Origin of the sequence: uncultured Thiocystis sp., from assembly GCF_903866365.1 — a bacterium.
In the GTDB taxonomy this organism is placed as follows: domain Bacteria; phylum Pseudomonadota; class Gammaproteobacteria; order Chromatiales; family Chromatiaceae; genus Chromatium.
The window spans coordinates 1-19792 of the sequence record NZ_CAIPNF010000243.1 but is presented as its reverse complement, the minus strand read 5'-3'; the positions used below and the strand labels follow the sequence as shown (position 1 = coordinate 19792).

Below are 19792 nucleotides of genomic sequence, written 5' to 3'. Positions count from 1 at the left end.
GCAACCGGGGATACCATTTCAGTCGTCACAAGTGTATATTTTCAGACTGCGTTGCCGGGGTGGCGAAATTGGTAGACGCATCAGACTCAAAATCTGACGGGGGTGACCCCATGCCGGTTCGATTCCGGCCCTCGGTACCAATAAAAACAAGGGGTTAGGCGTAAAAATCGTAACTTCTCAATAAGTCATGGCAGCCTTGGCTGAAGATATCCGTTAGAGTACCCCATCGCTACCCTTTGTAAGCGAGGCGGAAGCGTTTGAGGCGATGGAAGCTCTTGAATCGGAAATCCTGAAGGATCTGCCGTGGAAGGCGTAAATCGGGGGGACGTTGTGTTGGCCGCTACGGCTGGGGACGATGGAAAACCGCGACCGTGGCTGGTGGTTCAAACAGACATATACAACCACTCAGCACGCCCCGGTTCAATTCTCGCGTGCCCGTTCACGACGCATGGGGAGCCCGCGACCTATCGAATTTCCATGGACCTACCATCAGGCGACTCCCAACGTCGCTCCTGGGTGATGGTGGACAAATTGATGGCCATCAGACGCGAGCGCCTCGGAGCGAAGATCACGACTGCATCAAGGCAACAGATCGCGGCCGTCGAGCACGCGATGGCCGAATTGCTCGGTCTCCGTGCGTCTGACTGACCCGTCGCGTTGGATGAGTGGATTAGAGTGGAGCGTGCAATGGGAGACCCGACCCCGGCTTTCGCTCCGGATGCCGTAGACCGACCCGACCTGTTGCGCCAACTGCGCGCCCTCGGCTCGACGCGATGAGGCGTGACAGGCCGTTCCCGACACGCCCCTCACTGCGCGACGGACGCGCAGTGAACCGGCATCCGCGCGCGCGACTTCACGTTGAACCGGGGTCTTTCGGCGTCTCCGACCGGCCACGAATAAAATCCATCTGACGTTGCGAAATCACATGCCCATTCGCGGCGGCTTTCGCGATATAGGCAATGCCGAGGTTATCGTTCTTCGGGACGCCGTTCCCCTCGATGTAGCAGGTTCCCAGCAAGTTCATGGCATCGGCATGACCATGCTTGGCGGCGAATTCCAACCAACCGATCGCCCTTTCGGGTTTGCCATTGGTTAAAAACAGTAACGCGACCTCGTTTTGCGCGTCCGCCTCCCCCGCGTCCGCTTTTGCGAGCACCAGGGCATCCTCTGGCGAAAGGGAAATGCACAGGTGAGGCTGAACGAGATCAAGCGGAACCATGGAGCGTCCGCTGGATGTTTCGCTCTTGACGACATGACCGGAAAATCGTCGCCAAACGGTTCGTTCGCTCCAACCGGTCAGCATGGCGGTTGCTGTAACGCTGATGAGCATGGTGTGTCTCTCGATCGGATGCGTTGCGAGGCGCGTGTGACATCTCGGGAAGCCGCGATTCTACAGTGCCAATATCTGGGATGTCACAGCTCCAGGTGTGCCAATGTCGGCGGTGTCACAGCTCCAGGTGTGCCAATGTCGGCGGTGTCATCGCTCCAGGTGTGCCAATGTCGGCGGTGTCATCGCTCCAGGTGTGCCAATTTCAGGATGGCAGGCATGTTGGCAGGTCATTTTAGGGATGCATTCGATCCTCGTCGTTTGTCCGCACGTCATTTCGTCACGCGCGAAAATAAAAAATACCTTTTTAGATCAAAACGGTGATCGAGAGGATGGCGAGACGGATCGGCGAGCGGGAGCCACGCCCGAGCGATTGGCATACGAACTGCTGTATCGGGATTCGGGAGACCTCGGAAGGGCAGCGGGACAGAGTCAGGCCCGATTGGCCTCCCCGTTCAGACGGTTTCATCATCCATTGCGGAGAGATCCATGAAAAAGTTCCAACAAGGCTTTACCCTGATCGAACTGATGATCGTGGTCGCGATCATCGGTATCCTGGCGGCTATCGCCTTGCCGGCCTATCAAGACTACATCGTGCGTTCCAAGGTTTCCGAGGCCATTATCGCGGCATCCTCGGCTAAGTCGTCCGCCAGCGAAGCATTTATGAGCGACGGCCTGACGGGCCTCACTGCCGCATCGACTGCTTGGAATGCTACGCTCCTAGCCGAAAAAGCAACCAAATTCGTCGCGGATGTGACCATGGCCGTTGGCGGCACGATCACCGTCACCACGGCAGGCACAGCCACATCCGGACTGCCGACCGCGGCGGCTGGTATGACGCTTGTTTTCTCACCAAACGTCCAAGGCGCTGCTCCAGTAGCTGGCGTGTCTGGCGGGATCGACTGGGCCTGCGCTTCAACCGGCGTAGCAACAGCCGGTACACGCGCCTTGGGTAACGTCAACGCTGGTACCATGCCCGCCAAGTATGTTCCGTCCGAGTGCAAATAGTCGTCACTTAGCGCGTTCGGACGCTAGCCGGATGCAAGAGCAAGTCCTCGGCTCGTCGATCTGAGCTTGGAGCAAACGCCCTCGGAAACTCCGGGGGCGTTTTTGTATCCATGAGCTAACACGTGCGCCAGCCTCGCAGATATCGCAAGTCTTGATGTCACAGCGTCACCTTAGGAAGATAAAAAGACATCCTTCTGGTTGGGATTTGCGATGATGCTGGTTGGAATCTTCTCCCCCCAGTGGTCGCACGGATGACCGGCATCAGGTTAAACGCTGGTTGAGCCGAGGAAAGCGACCGAAGAGGCAATGAGCAATGGGACTATTTTTCTGGAACCGACAATCAAAGCGCGTCGAAGCCTTCGCGATGGAATTGGCCAGCGACTTTTTCGGCCAGGTCTCGCCGGAGGCGCTTGCCGGATTTTTTCAGGACGAGCGACTGGATCAAAAAACTCGCAAACGGATCGATGCGCAAATGCAGAACCTCGTACTACGGCTCAGCCAATTCAAACAGTTACATAAGCTTGGGGTCTATGGCAAAGCCAAGTTTCACCAAGTGTTCATTGGCCGACTTGAAGAGCTTGGCTATGATGCCGAAGCCATCAGGAAACTCAATACCCTCCTGATGCTTAAGACCCCGTAAATCCCGGGTTTCCGCCTGTATCTCTCTAACCGCTAAGACCGGTTCCAGGAGGCGAGACGAAAGAAGGATTTTGCCACCTTACCGCCGTGCGCCTGAATGTCGTTGAAATAGGGCCGCGCGCAGGGACCAAGCGCTCGGACGAGTTCGCTGATATAGGGGGCGTAATGGATCCAGCGCTGCTTTGAGCTGGTGTAAACAGGCTGGCGCACCTGCCACAAGCTTGCCGTTGACACCGCGCGCTTGGCGCGATGAAAATCCAGGCAATCGTCGTCCCACTCAAGTCCGCAATGGGCAATGATGCGCTTGGCTTCGCTGGCCGTATCTTCGATGAGGGTTTCATACTGAACATCAAGAATGCGGCTCTTTGGAAGCACTGAACGCCAATGCGCGATCATGTCCTCGTTGAGCCGATAATACTGGCCGATCCAAGAGAGGTCGTAACTCCAGGGAGCCTCTCGAAAGGGCTGGAAAAAGCATGACAAGCTGGTATCCAGCGGATTGCGCACGGTATGAATGATGTGCGCCTTGGGGAAAATTAAGTCGATGAGTCCGATAAAGAACAGATTACCCGGAAGTTTATCGACAATCCGTACGGCGCCCTCGCCATATTGCCCCAAGGCTTCGAGATACTGACTGGCGATTGCATCGGCCATTGTGCGATCTAGGTTTTTAAAGCAGTCAGGGAAGACTGGGTTCTTCCCTGCGCTTTCTAAGCACAACTTTTCACTGAGACGCGGCAGGACCGGCATTTCACCTGCCGTAACTACCTGCGGATGGCTGGTGAGGATCTGCTCAATCAGGGTCGAGCCTGAACGTGGCATGCCGAGGATGAAAATGGGTTGCTCGGTCTCGCTCCCCAGATCAGTGTGGCGTTCGAGAAACCGGCGGGTAAAAAGCTTTCTGGTTCTTTTGGCTAGGATGACCGTGCCGGTGAAATCAATCGCGCGTTTTCCGACAAGATTCGCCCGCCGATAGTGTTGGAACGCGAGTTCCCATTGCTTCAGATCGTCATGAATTTTCCCGAGTCCGAAGTGGAAATAGGCGCGTCGAGCAGAGGGCATGTCACCCTTGAGTTGCTGCTCGACCCATTCCATCATCTCGCCATCGGGTTCCCGATACTTTTTGATCGAGGCGAAATGAAAGAATGCCTCGCCGCTGGTTGGATCGAGCTTCAGTGCGCGCCTGAAATGCCTTGATGCCTCATCAATGTCGCCGTCGTTGGCGTAGACCAGGAAGCCAAGGGTCTGCTCCATGTAAGCGAGGTCGGAGCATTGCATGCGAATCGCGGTGCGGGCATGTTCGATGGCCTCGCGAAGTTCTCCGAGGGCAAGATAGATGCTCGCGAGATTCGCATGCACGTCATTGGCGTAAGCCGGATGGCTTGCAAGTACCTCTTCAAGCAGCGTAGCGGCGACGCGGTAGTCCGCATGCTTCATGAAGGCTAGCCCGAGGTTGGTCTTGGCCCAGTTGTCGCCTGGATTAAGCTCCAACGTTTTGAGCAGAACCGGAATGGCCTGCTCAATCCGACCTGTATACATTAAAGTCTCGCCAAGCCCGCTGAGATAGTTTGGATCTTCCGGCACCGCTGCGGCCAAAGCGGCAAAGTGCTCCGCGGCCTCTGCGAAGCGTTGGCTGCGCAACTCGATACGACCGAGTTGGTAAAGCGCGCCGAGGTCGCCCGGCGTCTTGGCGAGAAAGCGCTCGACAAGCATGCGCGCGTCTTCAAGCTTGCCCGCTTGAAGCAGCTTTTCGGCCCTGGCGAGATTGAACAGATTGTCGATGCTTTGGGTTTCGCTCATGCGCGTGCTCATCCATTCACTGTGGAACCAAAAACGCCCACCAAGGTACCGCAGCGTTTGTGATGAGGTGGGCATCACGGTCATCTTTCGTCTCTCTTAGCCGGATCCGTTCTCGGGTGTACTAGCCCCAACCGCGCTTGGGGTAAAGCTGTCGTGCGGCCAAACGCTGAGGGCATGGAGCCATTGCAAGACCAAGTCGTAAGAGTTGGCTCTCGGTGCGTCCTGACCATAGGCATCCCAGATTGATTGCGCCGCCTGCGGCTGCCCTTGACTTAACAACCCCAGCATCGTCAAACCCACTGCCAAGCGGATCTGCTCAGGGCGCGTCAACACAGCCCCGCGCTCCAACAACTCGCGCCCGGAGGCCGCCATGGACGGCGCGTTACGCATGGCCGTGGCTTTCCATAGCGTGATTGGACGGCGCTCTCGGTCATCCAACCGTTGATAGCAAGGGGTTGCCTCGACCCGACTCCACAGGCCCGTCGCTGCTTCAGGGGGAAGATAGGGACTTGTGGTGACGAACAGCAGGTACGCCGCATCGAGCCAGGTGGACCGGACCGCAGCATCGGAGCACCGCGCGTCATCGAGATCGAGCAACAGGACGGCCTGCCTGATCCCCGGTCTCAACCCTTCCAAGTGCCCGTCAATCACGGCGTTCCGGATCGCCAAGGCGGTCTGCGACTCCGGGCTTTGTCTTTCGAGAGCAACGGCCCTCCCGTTATCAAGCACATCCAGGAGCGGTATCGGGACCGAGCGAACCGTCGTCAATGCGCTCGCGTTACGGTTGAGAAAACGCATCCGAGGGGAAGTGTAATCCACGAACGGAAAGTAATCCGAGTTGGTGGGAACCTGGAACGACTGGAACAGCGGATCGAGGAGCGCTTTGTTGCCGATGCGCAGGTGCTCGATATCCTTTATCGAGTGAAGACCCACCCGGGCCAGATCCGTCGCCAACCCCTGCGCATCGAAAAGGGAGGCGCGCAAGGGACCGATCAAGCCCTCGCGAACTGCCACCACGATCATGTCGGAGGTGCCTGAATTATAGATGACATAGTCCGAAAAATGCTTGGACAGTGCATTCATCACCGAGGCCACCACGGACATGTCCGTTTCGTACATCTGTAGCCACTGAACGAAGATGCCGTCCGCCTTCAGATATTGGGTGACACGCTGGTAGAACTCGTCGGAAAACAAGGTCGCGACGCCGCTGACCCAGGGGTTGGATGGCTCGGAGACGATGACATCGTACTGTCCCTGTCTGGTGGCAAAGAACGTCTTCGCATCCTCGAAGTGGATGTGACTGCGAGGATCCTCGAAGAGGTTGCGGACGCGCGGCATAAAGGCTTGGCGCGCGGCGCGGGCCATGAGGGGCTCGATCTCCACGGTATCCAGCTCGGCGACCTGATCCGTGGTCAGCAGGGTATGGGAGGTCAATCCAGAGCCAATGCCGATGTTCGCGACCCGGTGCGGTTGCGGATGCAGGCCGAGGGGCAAGGTTCCGGCGAGGATCATCGTGAGTTCATCCGTGGACGGTGGACCTCCCGCCATGTTGATATTCGCATCTGACTTGCCGTTGGTGAGGATTCCGATCTTGCCGTCTGCTGACTTAAGCAAGCTCACCGTCGCCGTTTTGCCGTCGCGGTGGAACGGTACCTCGGCCTCCTCGGGAAGCAGGGCGAGACCGGTCCGAAAGACCCCCGCAGCCATCCGCCTGGGATCCAACTCGACCATGGACATGATGGCGATCAAAGCGACCGACCAAGCGAGCGCCGCGGAGACTGTCCGGGTATGACTCGTTCCCCTCGCCGAGCGGACGAGGAAGGCGAGGCCAGCCACCATGTGGAGCGCGGCGCCCGTCAGGACCACGCCCTTGACGCCGACGACGGGCATCAGGAGATGAATTGCCGCCATCACACCGATGATGGCCCCCAAGGTATTGACCGCGTAAACACGACCAATCGCGCGTTCGCCATAACGGGCTTTCAGGAGCGAATGGGTCATCAAAGGAAGGGTGATGCCCGCGCAGAATGTCGCGGGGAGCATGATTACGGCCGCGATGGCGTGACTGACCAGATTGAAGGCCGCATAGCCCTGATCGTTTCGATTGAGGGCCTGTAGGGACTGGGCCATCCAGTCGAAACTATGGCCGTAGACGACGATCGTGGCGGCCGCCAAACTGCCCATGACGATCATGGTGACACCGAGGAACCGCTGCGGATCCGGCAGGTTGTCCGCGCGCCGACTGATCCACAGGCCACCTAGGGCGAGCCCAAGGATGAAGGCGCTCAACATGAGTTCGAACGCATGCGTGGAACTGCCCAGCACTAGGCTCAGCATGCGTATCCAAGCGATCTCGTACAGGAAGGAAGCGACACCGCTGAGGAAGGCGGCGAACAAGATCCAGGCAGCGAATGACGTCAACGCTCGCTGGTCCGATGCCGTTGTCGATGGCTGGGGCATTGGCGCGGGCTCTGGCGCGCGACGGATGATGAGCCAGACCACGAGGGCTAGCAGGACGTTCAGGATGCCCGCGGTCATGATGGTCCCAGGTAGACCGACGCTGGGAATGAGGGCAAACCCACTGACCAAGACCCCGATCGCGGCTCCGAGGCTGTTGGTGAAATAGAGCATCGAGACGGTTGCGCCGGGTCGATCCGAGAACCGGCGCAGGATGCCGCCGCTCATCAACGGAAAGGTCATGCCCAACAGAATCGATTGGGGCAGGATCAGCAGGGAGGCAACTCCCCACTTCACGAACGGCACCCAAGCGGATGCGCCGAGCGCGGGGATCGCGCTGGAGAAGATGAGGTCGGTCGTCGCCACGAAACTTTGGTGAAACACCAGCCCCAAGAGTCCGATGATGCCCTCGACCGCGACATAGATGAGCAGCAGGTTACGCCACCGCTGGCCACGGCGCGCGATGACCCATGAACCGAGTGCCATGCCGCCCATGAAGATGGCGAGTACCAGGGTTTGGGCGTAGGCCGCATGGCCGAGAAAGAGCTTGAGATAGTGTGACCAGATGGATTCATAGATCAGCCCGGAGAAGCCCGAAACCGCGAAGATCGCAAACAGGAGATATTTGGAAAGGATGCTTTGGTTCATTTCGTGGGGTTTCCCAGCGATGGTGGCGGCTTCGAAAAGCGGGGAGATCCGCGCCAGCGGGACGGGGTATTCACTCAGCCCCGCACGGTTTCCGGCGGCACAGTGGTGACGTTCAAACCATTTCGCCCGGGGCGAATGCACCGTTCGGCTGGGTTGCGCGTTCGTTCTATTGAATCGACAGTTCGGTCGGGGCAAGCATAGGGGCCGCTTGGCACACTGTCGAGTGGAATGGATCACGGATTATCGCGTGGTTTTCGTCCTGCGATGGCCAGGTTACCTGGCTCGGCGACCACCGCGCCAACGCTTGACGGTTCGAGATGCTTCTCCAATCTGCTCAATCTTCAGCGCGAATCACCGTGAGGCCCGTTTTGAACCGCGAATCGTCGAAGACGTCCGATTCTGGCACCTTGGCGCTCTCGATCATCCTCCACGTTCGGCAAGCGACCGCCGGGCTGAGCGAGCCGAGTACGCATCGCGTACCTTAACCCTCTCAAACGGCACGGATGCCGATTGGACAAACGGATTGACCTGGACCGATTGAACCGCCGCGTTTCTTCCCGGAACGCGGCGGTTTTTCGATGCGCCGAATGGTACGCGGTGCGTACCTTACTTTGGCACGGACACCGACTGGCCGTGAAACCCATCGACCACGGCTCCAACGCTCGACGAAAACGCCCCCGACAATCGGGGGCGTTTTTGGTGATAACGATTCCGATGCGCTGGGCTGGGGTACGATGGGTTTTGCGACGTTCGACCAAACCTAGCCGACGAGACTGGGGCATGGATGCTTGGCGTGGTCGCCCATTGACGCTGTCAGCTCTTGCAAACGCATCGCCTTTGTCTGGACCGAGTCGGCCATCTTCCCGCCGCTCCCGTCCAAACCGCCAACCCTATTCAGAGGATCGCCCCGATGACTAAAGGACGCGCCTTTGCGATTCACCTAACCGCCAGCGCCGCCGTACTGTCGATCTTTCTCGGCATCATGTGGTTCGCCTGGTATCCCGCACCCGATTTCGCCATCAACGGCGGCTGGACGGTCCTGCGGATCCTGGCCGGCGTGGACGTGGTGCTCGGCCCCTTGCTAACCCTGATCGTCTTCAAGCCCGGCAAGCCGAGCCTGAGGTTCGACATGAGCGTGATCGTGATGCTGCAAGTGGCGGCGCTGGCCTATGGCGGTTTGCTGATTTACCAGCAGCGCCCGGCCTTTACCGTCTTCGCGGTCGACCGCTTCACCGCCATCCCGGCGGCGGAGGTCGCGTTCGAAAAAATCCGTTCTCCGGAGTTGCAACGCCGGATCGGCATCGGCCCGCTGCTCGCGGAGGCGCTCCCACCCGAGGATCCGAAAGAGCGCAACGAGTTGATGTTTGCGGTGGTGATGCAAGGCGCGAAGGATCTGGAATACCGCGCCGAGCTCTATCGGCCGTATCAGCCAGACTTGGAGCAGCTCAGTCGACGGAGCCTCGATATCGCGCGCCTGGCATCCCAGGATGACGCGACCGCACGCGGTTTGGCGCGGTTGCTCGAACGTCGCGGCGGACAGGCCAGCGACTATCTTTACTTCCCGCTGCGCGGCAAGCATCAAGACATCATCCTGGTTCTCGCGCGCGCCGACGGCCAGCCCGTCGGCTGGATCGACAGCGATCCCTGGCGGGAGCCGGAGCCAGCCCGCGTAGGTTGGGGTGAACGAGAGCCGGGTAGGGTACGCATCGCGTACCTTACACCTCTCAATCGGCACAGACGCTGATTGGTGGGACGGACTCCCAAGCGGGACGGGGTATTCACCCCGTCCCGCACGTTTTGGGCGGCAGATCGGCACGGTTCAAATCGTTTCGGACGGGGCGAATGCCCCGTCCGGCTGGAAGACAAGGCATGCCGGGTAGGGTACGCATCGCGTACCTTACACCTCTCAATCGGCACGGACGCGGATTGGTGGGACGGACGCCTGATGAAACCGCCGCGTTTCTTCCCGGAACGCGGCGGTTTTTCGCCTCGATGTCGCGACCATGCTTCGTATTTTGCTTGTCAATCGCGCGCGGCCATGTTTAAACTTTGTTTAAACATGCTGCCAGGTGACTACTCGTGAGCGAAGCATTTCTCGACATTAAATACTGGGGTAATGGCTTAGGGGTGCGTCTTCCCGCCGCGATCGCCCGCGAGGCCCACCTCCATGCCGAGCAGCGGGTCCGCGTTTTTTCAGAAGGCGGATGCGTGATCATCGCGCCGGTGGACACGGCACAACCGACGCTGGAACAACGGCTGGCGCGCTATGATCCTGCCCGCCATGGTGGCGAAATCATGGCGGATGTCGAGCGTCTCGGGTCCGAGCGTTGGTAACCCACGCTCACGCGGCGAACTGGGTGCCTGAGCGACAGGAGATCATCTGGATCGACTGCAACCCGCAAGCCGGGCGTGAAATGCGGGACACCCATCCCTTCCTCGTGCTGTCGCCGCGCAATTTCAACGAACGCACGTCGTTGGTCATCGGTTTGCCCATGACGACAGCCGAGTACAATGCTGACAACCCGTTTGCGATTGCCGTTGGAACCGCCCGAAAACAGGGGACGCAAAAGACGAGCTTCGTGCTTTGCCATCAACCGAAATCCTTCGATTGGCGCGTTCGACTGGCCCGGCCGCATCCATTGAAGCGGCTGGCCGATGCCCGATTTGCCGAGGTCTGTACGATCCTGAATCAAATCGTGCAAATCGCGTAACGAGGGTGGGTTCACACGCCTGGATGCTTCCGGCATCATCGCCATCCAGCCGCGAAGGAGCAACCCCATGCACACCTACGAAAACGATCTCGTCGCTTGGGCACATGAACAGGCGAACCTGTTGCGCGCTCGACGGTTTGACCTGTTGGACATCGCGCACCTTGCCGAGGAGATCGATGACGTGGTGGCCGCGCTCGGCACGCGGCTGCCGATCCAGCCCCGGCTGCGCCTTGGGATCAGCGCGCTCTATCTGCTCTTCCTGGCCTTCGTGCTCTGGCAGACCCTCGACATCTGGGGCCAGCGTCAGCAGGAACTCTGGGCGCGTCAGCACCCGGACTCGCCACGCGCGGTGCAGGCGGTGGCCCAGACGTATTACGAGGCTGGTTATCGCGATGAATCACTGAAGATGCTGGAAGACACCTGGACGCGCAATCCACACTTGAGCAGCCTCGGCATGCAGGCACTGCGGCTGCGCTGTTATCTCGATGACGGGCCAGCCTTCGCGCGTTTGCTGGCGGGGTTATTGGAGACGCTGGACACCAGCCATTTCAGCTATCTGACGCTGCATGCGCTTGAGAATATCCGCGAGTTGCAGGCGTCTGGAGGCTGTCCGCATCTCCAGTCCGCCGACCTGCGCGCACTGGTCGACGCACTGCTCGCCAACCCCCGTTTCCGTGCCCGCGGCGGTATTCGGGACCAGTTGCATCGGATCAAGGGAGAGACATTCATCAGCGAGGATGGATAGCCAGCATAGCGAGGTAGCCAGCGTAGGATGGGTAGAGCGGCCACGGTATGACGTTAATCATTGGCACGAACGCCGCTTGGCCGTCCAAGCGGGACGGGGTATTCACCCCGTCCCGCACGTTTTGGGCGGCAGATCGGCACGGTTCAAAACGTTTCGGACGGGGCGAATGCCCCGTCCGGCTGGAAGACAAGGCATGCCGGGTAGGGTGCGCATCGCGTACCTTACACCTCTCAATCGGCACGGACGCGGATTGGTGGGACGGACGCCTGATGAAACCGCCGCGTTTCTTCCCGGAACGCGGCGGTTTTTCGATGCGCCGAATGGTACGCGGTGCGTACTCTACTTTGGCACGAACGCCGCTTGGCCGTGAAACCCATCGACCGCCGCTCCAACGCTTGATCGAAACGCCCTCGGGAAACCGGGGGCGTTTTGCGTTGCGCGATCCTGACACCTCGGCGCGGGGTTCGATGGGTTTCGCTCCGCTCGACCCATCCGACGAGTCAGCCAGCATCGCCATCGAGACACTGAGACGAGCGCCGGCACTGTGGCGCTGTGGCTCTATCACTTGGTGATACACTGACCAGATGATCAGGATCTTCATCACGCGCCACTTCTCACGCGGGTTGCGCAAGAGCGAGCTGACGGCGGTGGCTTTATGTGCCGCTGTCAACGAAATGGCGGCGGGACTGGTCGATGCGGATCTTGGCGGTGGCGTGGTCAAAAAGCGCATTGCCATGCCGGGACGCGGCAAACGTGGCGGAACGCGAACCCTGCTGGCGACCAACCGGCAGGATCGCTGGTTCTTTCTGTACGGATTTGCCAAAAAACGACCGCGCGAACGTCTCGCCATCAGAACTCGAAGCCCTGCAATCGCTTGCTAACGATTTGTTGACGCTCAACGCGAATCAGCTCGACGCACAGGTTGCGATTCGGGCATTGGAGGAAATTTGTCATGACCACTCAGGCCAAGAACGCCAGCCGCATCCTTGAAGCGGTTCATGAAACGGCCCAGGATCTGCACCAAGCGGGCTTCATCGACTGGCACCGCATGCAACACTATGACGCGCTGTGTCTGGAGCGCATTCCTCCCTATACCAGCGAGCGGTTAGAAAACAGTTCCCCATTTGTTGACATTCTCTAACGTTCGTTCATTTTTACGTAGGCATAGCCATCATTGCGATGAACCGAGCGAAAGGTTCTCTCCGGGCGGCTGAACGGCTTTCCGCCGTCGCACGGACGCAGCTCGAAGGAGCCGGTGGTGCGCGGGCTGATCCGTCCAACTTGGCCTTCGCAACTGGCGATGTCGCCGGAACGCCAGCCCCGGATCGGTTTGAGCGACCGATGTTGTTTGGGATACCCGTTACGATCCAAGACCGCTTTCTGCCGTCCGCCCTGGCCCTTGCAGGTCACGCGCAAGGGTTGCTCGGTTGCCAAGGTCAGCGCGCCGACCGCGCCGACCGCGGCCGCATCCAGCCAATGCGCTTTCTTCCAGCCGAGTTGTTTGCGGTTAAACTTGGTCTGCGCGCCGGTCCCGACCGTGACGGGTAGGCCGGTCGCTTCGAGCGAGCGGTACAGCTCCCAACGGGTTGCATTCACGGCAGCCGCGTCCTTGAGCGGCGCCTTGGCCTTCGCCTGAAGGCGCTTGAGCAGATCCGGCTTCTTGGCGAGAAAGTCCTCGACCGGACGGTTGCCCTTTTTCCGGTTGCACTTGACACAGGCTAAGGTCAAGTTCGAGACGCGATCCGAGCCGCCCTTGCTTTTTGGATGGAGGTGTTCCACTTCCAGCGGGATATGCTCGACCCCGCAATAGGCGCACGTCCTGCCCCATTTGTCGAGCAGGTATTCCTTCACGGTGAACCCGAGCAGTTCGCCCTGCTGGTACTCGACGCCTGAAATTTCCGGGTTTTGCATCGCTTGCATATCGAACTTGACGAGTTCTTGGGTTAGCTCGCCAACCGGCGCGAAGCGGATCAGCCGACGCACCCAGGTGAGCGTCGTTTTAACGCGATGCTGGAGGCTGGGCGGAAGCCAGCCCTTCGCCCGTGTCCGGTTCAAGAAGCGCGGTGCGCGATAGCGCAAACGCGAACGCCGCAAGCGGCGGCTGGCGCGACGACGATCCAGCTGCTTTTTGATCAACCCGCCACGATGCGCGATCTCGCCGCCCCAGATGACCTTTTCGCCCTGGACCAAGGCCATGCCCGTGGTCTTGCTGCCGGGATCGAGCTTGATCTGACAAGGCTCGGGGTCCGCGTCCGGGACCGTCCGTTTCAGGATGATGGTGAAGGGATACCGCCGAAAGACCGCCGCTTTGCCGTCCCTCAACAGTTCCCGCGCGCGTGCCGGAGGACACGGCGACAACGGCCGCTTGTCCGTCTCCAGCACAAAAACAAAATTGGCGTTCATTTCTGAAGCGATCTCCATTGCTGGGTGATGTTTGCCTCGGCAAGGTTGGAAAGGCTTGTCATGTCGCGGACACTCGGGTTAGCCATCCCATTCGCCCTTTGCTTAATCCGTGACGACAGCGCCAAAAACTGGCGTTCATTCTTGGGTGTCATGACCAATCCAACGTAGCCCACGAAGGGCTTAGCCTGCACCTTTCAAGAACATTCGTGAGCGAATGTTAGGATTTTTGAAAGGGATCCGCGCACTCCGGGAGCGGCACCAGTTGAGTCAAACCGTCCTGGCTTCGGTGTTGAACACGAGCCGCTCATAAAAACCTATTCAAACCTAACCGAATCTGAACAAGTCTATTCACGCCGTCAACGCCAGTGCCGGACCTTTCGATCCGGTCTTATCTGGCTCCTGCGTGCGTTTAAGGTCCGGCTTGAGCGCATCCAGACCGTACTGATTTAAGTTCAAGGCCGCGTTCAGGTCGCGATCCATGACATGGCCGCAGTCGCAGCTCATGATGCGTTGCGACAACGGCAGGTCGTGGATCTGACCGCAGGCGTGACAGGTCTTGGAGGATGGAAACCATCGATCCGCGATCACCACGGTCACGCCGCGCCACTGGGCCTTGTACTCGATCTGCCGCCGCAGCTCGCCAAAGCCCGCATCGGACACGGCGCGGGCGAGCTTGCGGTTCTTGGTCATCCCGGAGACATTCAGGTCTTCGATGGTGATGACCTGGTAGGTGCGCGTCAGCATGTCAGACAGTTCGTGGAGCACGGCCTGACGTTGGTTGCCGATGCGGGCGTGGAGCTTGGCAACCTTGAGCTTGGCTTTCGCTCGGCGGCGGCTCCCTTTCGCCTTGCGCGACAGGTTCCGTTGTCGACGCTTCAACTGCTTGAGGTTCTTCTTGAGGCGCGGGTTCGCCGGAATCGCCTCGCCGGTACTGAGCACGGCCAGATCCTTGATGCCAAAGTCCACGCCGACGGACGGCCGATCCGGCGCGTGCGGGTTGTAGTCTTGTGTTTCGACGAGGATCGAGACGAAGAAGCGACCGGCTCGCTTGCTGATGGTCGCTTGCTTGGTCTGGCCGGCGAACCGCAACCGCTGGCGCAGGGCGATTCGGGTCTTGAGCCGCTCGATGCGCAGGGTTCGCCCGTCCACAGCAAACTTGGACGGCTCGCGCAAGGCGAAGGAATCGTTCACATCCTTCTTTTTGAAGCGGGGATAGCCGGGCTTCTTGGAGCCGTTTTTGACGCGCCGGAAGAAGCCTTTGAAGGCGGTATCCAGATCGTCGATGGCGTTGCGGGTGACGCGACTGGAGACCTCGCTATACCAGGGGAACTGAACGCGCAAGACCGTCATAGAGTGCTGATATGCCGCCGCCTTCGACCACGTCACGCCGGGCTGACTGAAATGGTCCAACAACTGGTTGTAACAGTGCCGTCGCGCCCCGCAGGCGCGATTGAGATCATCGGCCTGTTCGAGCGTGGGGCGCAGTTCGATTTTGTTCGCGATCAGCATGACGCGGAATTTACACCAGTCGCGCGAGGTGACACACGAAATGGATCACGGCAATCTCTGCAATTTGTAGATAAATGTAAAGCTTTGATTAGATATTTAACGAACTGCTAAAGCCCTCTCAAACGGCACGGACGCCGATGCATGGGTTGAACGCTTGATCGAACCGCCGCGTCTCCTCGGAAACGCGGCGGTTTTTGGTGCGCCGAATGGGACGCGATGCGTACCCGACAACGCTCGGCGCTCCTAATCCCTCGGGTACGGAACCCCACAGCCCTTCCCAACCCGCTCCCGACTCCTTGGGGCGGGGGTTTTCTCTTGTCCGGGCTGGGATGGGGATGTTAATGCGCACCAAAAATGATACGATGCGGGCATGTCAGACCCCATACTAACCGTCCGCTTCTTCGCGACCGAAAGCGGCAACGAGCCGGTGCGCGATTGGCTTAAGGCTTTGCCCGCCAATGAACGCCGCTTGATTGGCGAAGATATCAAGACGGTGCAATTTGGGTGGCCGCTCGGAATGCCGCTGGTGCGTAAGCTCGCCCAGCGGCTCTGGGAAGTTCGCATTGCGATGCCTGGTCGCATCGCACGGGTTATGTTTACAGTGGTCGAGCATGAAATCGTTTTATTACACGGATTCTTCAAGCAATCGCAGCAAACCCCGCTTGACGATCTGGCTCTTGCCAAACGGCGTCTTCAACAACTCCGGAGCTTTCGATGAACCCGCATATTGGTAGCGACTTCGATGATTTTCTTGCGGATGAAGCCATCCTGAGTGAAACCGCGGCGGTGGCGGTCAAGCGCATCATCGCGTGGCAGATTGCCCGAGAAATGAAGTCTCAGCACCTGACCAAGACCGCCTTGGCAGAGAAAATGCGGACCAGTCGAGCGGCGCTGAATCGTTTACTGGATGAAACCGATACCAGTTTGACGCTCACCACCTTGAGCAGTGCCGCGAAGGCGCTTGGACAGCAGTTGCGGATTGAACTCACACCTCTGTAGCCAGCGTAGATGGGTAGAACGGCCACGGTATCACATTGATGATTGGCACGAACGCCGCTTGGCCGTGAAACCCATCGCACCCCGCTCCAACGCTGGATCGAAACGCCCTCGCGAAACCTGGGGCGTTTTGCGTTGTGTGCGGATCGGGAAGGTTGCGCGTGGGTTCGGTGGGTTTCGCTTCGCTCTACCCACCCTACGGATCGACGGATCGACGGGATTGATGGATCAATCGTCTTCGTCGGGGGAGCGTGAAGCGAGGTAGCGCCGAATGGTCCGCGATGCGTACCCTACAACTTGCAGGGCATACGGCTTTGCCGTAGCATTTCTCGGGTGTTCACCCTGATCGAATCCCCCGTTTTTTCTGCGCGTTGGCCGGACTATCTTTCGGAAGACGAGCGTGGCAGGTTCGCCGCGTGGCTTGCGCACAACCCCGAAGCAGGAGATGTCGTCCCTGGGTCGGGTGGCGTTCGCAAGGTACGCTGGTCCCGAGACGGCTAGGGTAAACGAGGCGGCGTGAGAGTCATCTACTACAATCAACTCGACGCAAGCTTGATCTGGCTTCTGACGATCGACGCCAAATCCCGGCAAGATAACGCGCCCGCGCATATCCTCAGATCACTGAAGGAGGAACTTGTCAATGGCTCTTAGTGAAAAAGAATTGATCGAACGTGACTTGGGTCGCGATGTTTGGCAAGAAGCATTAGACGCCGTGAGGAGCATTAAAGCCGGAAAGGTTGGTGCGATTCATGCCGTCGAGCTTTCGCCCGTGGTGGAGGCACGAAACAAGACTGGTCTGTCTCAACCAAAGTTTGCGGAGCTTCTCGGCGTCTCGGTTAGAACCCTTCAAGATTGGGAGCAAGGTCGAAGACAACCCAGTCGAGCGGCAGCATCATTGATTCGGATTGCAAGACAGCGGCCCGATGTACTTCGCGAGGTTTTCGGTTAGCGAGGTAGGGTGGGTAGAGCGATAGCGAAAACCCACCGCTGATGGGTAGAACGGCCACGCTCTGACGTTAAATGATTGGTTCGGATGCCGATTGGCCGTGAAACCCATCGACCACCGCTCTACCGCTTGATCGAAACGTCCTCGCCAAATGGGCGTTTTTCTGCACGGATCTGCAACCTTGGCGCGGGGATTGGTGGGTTTCGCTCTCGCTTTACACCCTCTGCGTGGACATGGAGCCGTTCGCGACGCTCCAGTATCGCGTCACCGACGCACCGCCAGACCGTTGCAACCACCTTCCCGCAGACGGCGTGAACGAGCTAAAAAATGACCCTATCCATCATCCTCCCCGCTAAAAACGAGTCCGCCAGTCTGGGCGATCTGCTCTCGCGCATCCGCCAGCAATTGCCTACTGCCGAATTGATTCTGGTCGATGACGGTTCGACCGACGCGACGCCTGACATCGCCCGCGCGCAGGGTGTCCGCGTGATCGCCCACCCCTATACAGCCAGGGCAATGGCGCCGCCGTCAAGGCTGGCGCGCGCGCCGCGACGGGTGAGGTGCTGGTGTTCATGGACGCCGACGGTCAGCATGATCCCGCCGACATCCCGCGTCTGCTGGCCAAACTGGAGACGGGTTACGAGATGGCTGCGGGCGCGCGTGGTCAGGGCTCTCAAGCCAGCCTGGGGCGCGGTCTGGCCAATGCCGTTTACAACCGCTTTGCCTCGCTGATGACCGGTCACCGGATTGACGACCTGACGTCTGGCTTCCGGGCGGTGCGTGCCGAACCGTTTCGACGTTTCCTCTATTATCTGCTGCCCAACGGTTTCTCGTATCCCACGACCATTACCATGGCTTTTTTTCGCTCCGGCTATCCGGTCGGCTACGTGCCCATCACCGCCGGCCAGCGCAGGGCGGAAAGCCAGAGCCATCTCCGACCCTTGCGCGATGGCGTGCGTTTTTTGCTGATCATGTTCAAGGTGGTGACTCTGTATTCGCCGTTGAAACTCTTTTTCCCGGTCAGCGCGGCTTTTTTGTTCACCGGAGCTGGGTATTATCTCTATACCTATTTGAGCATGGGCCGTTTCACCAACATGAGTGCCTTGCTCCTCACGGCGGCGATCATCGTGTTTATGATGGGGTTGATCTCGGAGCAGATTACGGCGCTGAACTATCGTGAAGGGGATCGATAATGGCGTCCGCTGTCTCCTTTCGGCTTGGTGTCGGAGCAGATCGCGCCGTTGATGTATAAAGACAGCGCCACGGTTCCGGCTGAGACGCAGCGTCACGAGGAAAAAGAGGAGATGACCGCCATGACCAACCTTGCCCGCCACCTGAAACTGACCGTCGATGATTATTTGACCGCCGAAGACGGTGCCGACAGCCGTCACGAATATATTGACGGCGAGTTGTATGCCATGACCGGGGCGAGCGACCGGCACGGCCTCATCACGCTCAATATCGCCAGCGCGCTGCGCCCGCTCCTGCGCGGCACGCCCTGCCAGCTCTTCGCCAACGACATGAAGGTGCGGCTGCACATCCAGAATCAGGACATCTTTTATTACCCCGATCTGCTCCTGAGCTGCGATCAGAACGATCGCGCGACCTACTATCGCACGCACCCCTGTCTGCTCGTCGAGGTGCTGTCCGGCTCCACCGCGCGCATCGACCGGCGCGAAAAATTCTGGGCCTATCAGACCATTCCGAGTTTGCAAGAATACCTGCTGATCTCGCAGACCGCCCGCGAGGTGGAGGTTTACCGCCGCGCACGGGACTGGGCACAGGAAATCGTGACCGAAGGCAGCATTCGGCTCGATTGCCTGGATGTCGAGTTGGGGCTGGAGGCGATTTATGAGGATGTGCCACTCGGATGAGACCTCACGTCCATGCGTCCGATGCGCTGGCCGAGGCGGTGAATCGCATCGTCCAGGCCGTTCAGCCGGAGCAAATTCTGCTGTTTGGATCGCACGTTTGGGGACAACCGAACGCGGATAGCGACATCGATTTGTTGGTTGTGCTCAGCGCCTCCAGTCAGCCAGGTTATCGCCGGGCGCGTGAGGTTTATCGCAGTCTACGCGGCATCCGTCTACCCCTTGAAGTCATTGTACGGACCCGTGACGAGATGACGCGCGCGGCACGGGTTCCAACCTCGCTGGAGCGCCAGGCTTTGGAGCGAGGTCGGTTGCTTTATGGATGAGAACAAAGCTCGGCTTATCCAGCAATGGCTGACCAAGGCGCGCCATAATCTGCGCTCGGCACGCCGTCTTCAGACCGATACACCGCCACTCCTTGACACGGCGGCTTATCATTGTCAGCAAGCGGCGGAGAAAGCGTTAAAGGAGGCTTATCTTGCGCTCTATGACGTTCCCTTCCGAAAGACTCATTTGCTGGTTCCGTTGCTCGTGGACTGTGAGCAGTTGGATCCAGCGTTTAGCGTACTTGCCGAGGCGACTGAGGTCTTGACCCATCCCATTACACACAACTTCCCGTGTTCGGGTAAAATCCGGTTTTGGCACTGTTGTTCGATGGGGTCTGTATGGGCTGGGCAGAAGAAGAATTTCGCGGGATCGATCTGGGCGACGCGCGCCGCGACCGACGGGCGG

The 19792-nt window shown here is 59.2% G+C and carries 19 protein-coding genes, 1 tRNA gene and 3 pseudogenes; 18 read left to right on the top strand and 5 right to left on the bottom strand.

Annotated features, from left to right (window positions below):
* The first annotated feature begins 53 nt into the window (after positions 1-53).
* Together QZY07_RS13760 and QZY07_RS27440 are read left to right on the top strand one after the other, a co-directional pair.
* A tRNA-Leu gene (locus QZY07_RS13760) sits at positions 54-140 on the top strand.
* A 163-nt stretch (positions 141-303) separates the two neighbouring features.
* The gene (locus tag QZY07_RS27440; protein WP_363184224.1) at positions 304-648 is read left to right on the top strand and encodes a type II toxin-antitoxin system PemK/MazF family toxin; all 345 of its coding nucleotides are present in this window, start codon (positions 304-306) and stop codon (positions 646-648) included.
* Between the two features lie 205 nt (positions 649-853).
* Here QZY07_RS27440 and QZY07_RS13755 read toward each other — a convergent pair whose 3' ends face one another.
* The gene (locus tag QZY07_RS13755; RefSeq protein WP_295403691.1) at positions 854-1330 is read right to left on the bottom strand and encodes a tetratricopeptide repeat protein; all 477 of its coding nucleotides are present in this window, start codon (positions 1328-1330) and stop codon (positions 854-856) included.
* A gap of 486 nt (positions 1331-1816) precedes the next feature.
* On the opposite strand from QZY07_RS13755, the gene QZY07_RS13750 reads away from it, so the two are divergent.
* On the top strand, positions 1817-2335 hold the full coding sequence (locus QZY07_RS13750) for a pilin (RefSeq protein WP_295403689.1): 519 nt from the start codon (positions 1817-1819) through the stop codon (positions 2333-2335).
* A 313-nt stretch (positions 2336-2648) separates the two neighbouring features.
* On the top strand, positions 2649-2975 hold the full coding sequence (locus tag QZY07_RS13745; protein WP_295403687.1) for a hypothetical protein: 327 nt from the start codon (positions 2649-2651) through the stop codon (positions 2973-2975).
* A 32-nt stretch (positions 2976-3007) separates the two neighbouring features.
* Here QZY07_RS13745 and QZY07_RS13740 read toward each other — a convergent pair whose 3' ends face one another.
* Together QZY07_RS13740 and QZY07_RS13735 are read right to left on the bottom strand one after the other, a co-directional pair.
* Positions 3008-4858, bottom strand: coding sequence for a tetratricopeptide repeat-containing sulfotransferase family protein (locus tag QZY07_RS13740; RefSeq protein WP_295403684.1), 1851 nt, complete (start codon positions 4856-4858; stop codon positions 3008-3010).
* A 12-nt stretch (positions 4859-4870) separates the two neighbouring features.
* Positions 4871-7879 (bottom strand): fused MFS/spermidine synthase, encoded by a 3009-nt coding sequence (locus tag QZY07_RS13735; RefSeq protein WP_295403682.1) that lies wholly within the window; start codon positions 7877-7879, stop codon positions 4871-4873.
* 910 nt (positions 7880-8789) lie between these two features.
* On the opposite strand from QZY07_RS13735, the gene tfpZ reads away from it, so the two are divergent.
* The 6 genes and pseudogenes from tfpZ to QZY07_RS13705 all read left to right on the top strand — a co-directional run bounded on the left by tfpZ (position 8790) and on the right by QZY07_RS13705 (position 12476).
* A complete protein-coding gene (gene tfpZ / locus QZY07_RS13730) occupies positions 8790-9623 on the top strand; it encodes a TfpX/TfpZ family type IV pilin accessory protein (protein WP_295403680.1) in 834 nt (277 codons plus the stop codon).
* A 335-nt stretch (positions 9624-9958) separates the two neighbouring features.
* Positions 9959-10213, top strand: coding sequence for an AbrB/MazE/SpoVT family DNA-binding domain-containing protein (locus QZY07_RS13725; RefSeq protein ID WP_295403678.1), 255 nt, complete (start codon positions 9959-9961; stop codon positions 10211-10213).
* Positions 10214-10236: 23 nt separating this feature from the next.
* Positions 10237-10590, top strand: coding sequence for a type II toxin-antitoxin system PemK/MazF family toxin (locus QZY07_RS13720; protein ID WP_295403676.1), 354 nt, complete (start codon positions 10237-10239; stop codon positions 10588-10590).
* A gap of 67 nt (positions 10591-10657) precedes the next feature.
* Positions 10658-10774, top strand: a pseudogene (locus QZY07_RS13715) (DUF29 family protein); the annotation flags it as partial.
* Between the two features lie 1145 nt (positions 10775-11919).
* On the top strand, positions 11920-12216 hold the full coding sequence (locus QZY07_RS13710) for a type II toxin-antitoxin system RelE/ParE family toxin (RefSeq protein WP_295403673.1): 297 nt from the start codon (positions 11920-11922) through the stop codon (positions 12214-12216).
* A 71-nt stretch (positions 12217-12287) separates the two neighbouring features.
* Positions 12288-12476 carry a hypothetical protein gene (locus QZY07_RS13705; RefSeq protein WP_295403670.1) on the top strand — a complete coding sequence of 63 codons (189 nt, stop codon included), beginning with the start codon at positions 12288-12290 and terminating at the stop codon, positions 12474-12476.
* Here QZY07_RS13705 and iscB read toward each other — a convergent pair.
* Positions 12473-13738: an RNA-guided endonuclease IscB gene (iscB, locus tag QZY07_RS13700; protein ID WP_295403667.1), complete on the bottom strand. Its 1266-nt coding sequence runs from the start codon at positions 13736-13738 to the stop codon at positions 12473-12475. The genes QZY07_RS13705 and iscB overlap by 4 nt on opposite strands.
* Positions 13739-14086: 348 nt before the next feature.
* Complete coding sequence (locus QZY07_RS13695) at positions 14087-15247, bottom strand: transposase (protein ID WP_295403664.1); 1161 nt, start codon at positions 15245-15247, stop codon at positions 14087-14089.
* Positions 15248-15617: 370 nt separating this feature from the next.
* Between QZY07_RS13695 and QZY07_RS13690 the strand changes: the two genes are divergently transcribed.
* The 8 genes and pseudogenes from QZY07_RS13690 to QZY07_RS27430 all read left to right on the top strand — a co-directional run.
* Positions 15618-15965 (top strand): type II toxin-antitoxin system RelE/ParE family toxin, encoded by a 348-nt coding sequence (locus tag QZY07_RS13690; protein WP_295403661.1) that lies wholly within the window; start codon positions 15618-15620, stop codon positions 15963-15965.
* Positions 15962-16246 (top strand): XRE family transcriptional regulator, encoded by a 285-nt coding sequence (locus QZY07_RS13685; protein ID WP_295403658.1) that lies wholly within the window; start codon positions 15962-15964, stop codon positions 16244-16246. The genes QZY07_RS13690 and QZY07_RS13685 overlap by 4 nt, the downstream gene beginning before the upstream one ends.
* A 637-nt stretch (positions 16247-16883) precedes the next feature.
* Entirely contained in the window at positions 16884-17192 is a 309-nt protein-coding gene (locus tag QZY07_RS13680) for a helix-turn-helix domain-containing protein (RefSeq protein WP_295403655.1), read from the top strand.
* 324 nt (positions 17193-17516) lie between these two features.
* Positions 17517-18382, top strand: a pseudogene (locus QZY07_RS13675) (glycosyltransferase family 2 protein).
* A gap of 120 nt (positions 18383-18502) precedes the next feature.
* Positions 18503-19063, top strand: a complete 561-nt coding sequence (locus tag QZY07_RS13670) for a Uma2 family endonuclease (protein WP_295403694.1) — start codon at positions 18503-18505, stop codon at positions 19061-19063.
* On the top strand, positions 19060-19386 hold the full coding sequence (locus QZY07_RS13665) for a nucleotidyltransferase domain-containing protein (RefSeq protein WP_295403652.1): 327 nt from the start codon (positions 19060-19062) through the stop codon (positions 19384-19386). Before QZY07_RS13670 ends, QZY07_RS13665 begins: the two co-directional genes overlap by 4 nt.
* Positions 19379-19642: pseudogene (locus QZY07_RS27435) on the top strand (HEPN domain-containing protein); the annotation flags it as partial. The gene QZY07_RS13665 and the pseudogene QZY07_RS27435, both read left to right, overlap by 8 nt.
* A gap of 83 nt (positions 19643-19725) precedes the next feature.
* On the top strand, positions 19726-19792 hold a 67-nt coding region (locus QZY07_RS27430; protein WP_363184226.1), incomplete at its 3' end, for a transposase DNA-binding-containing protein.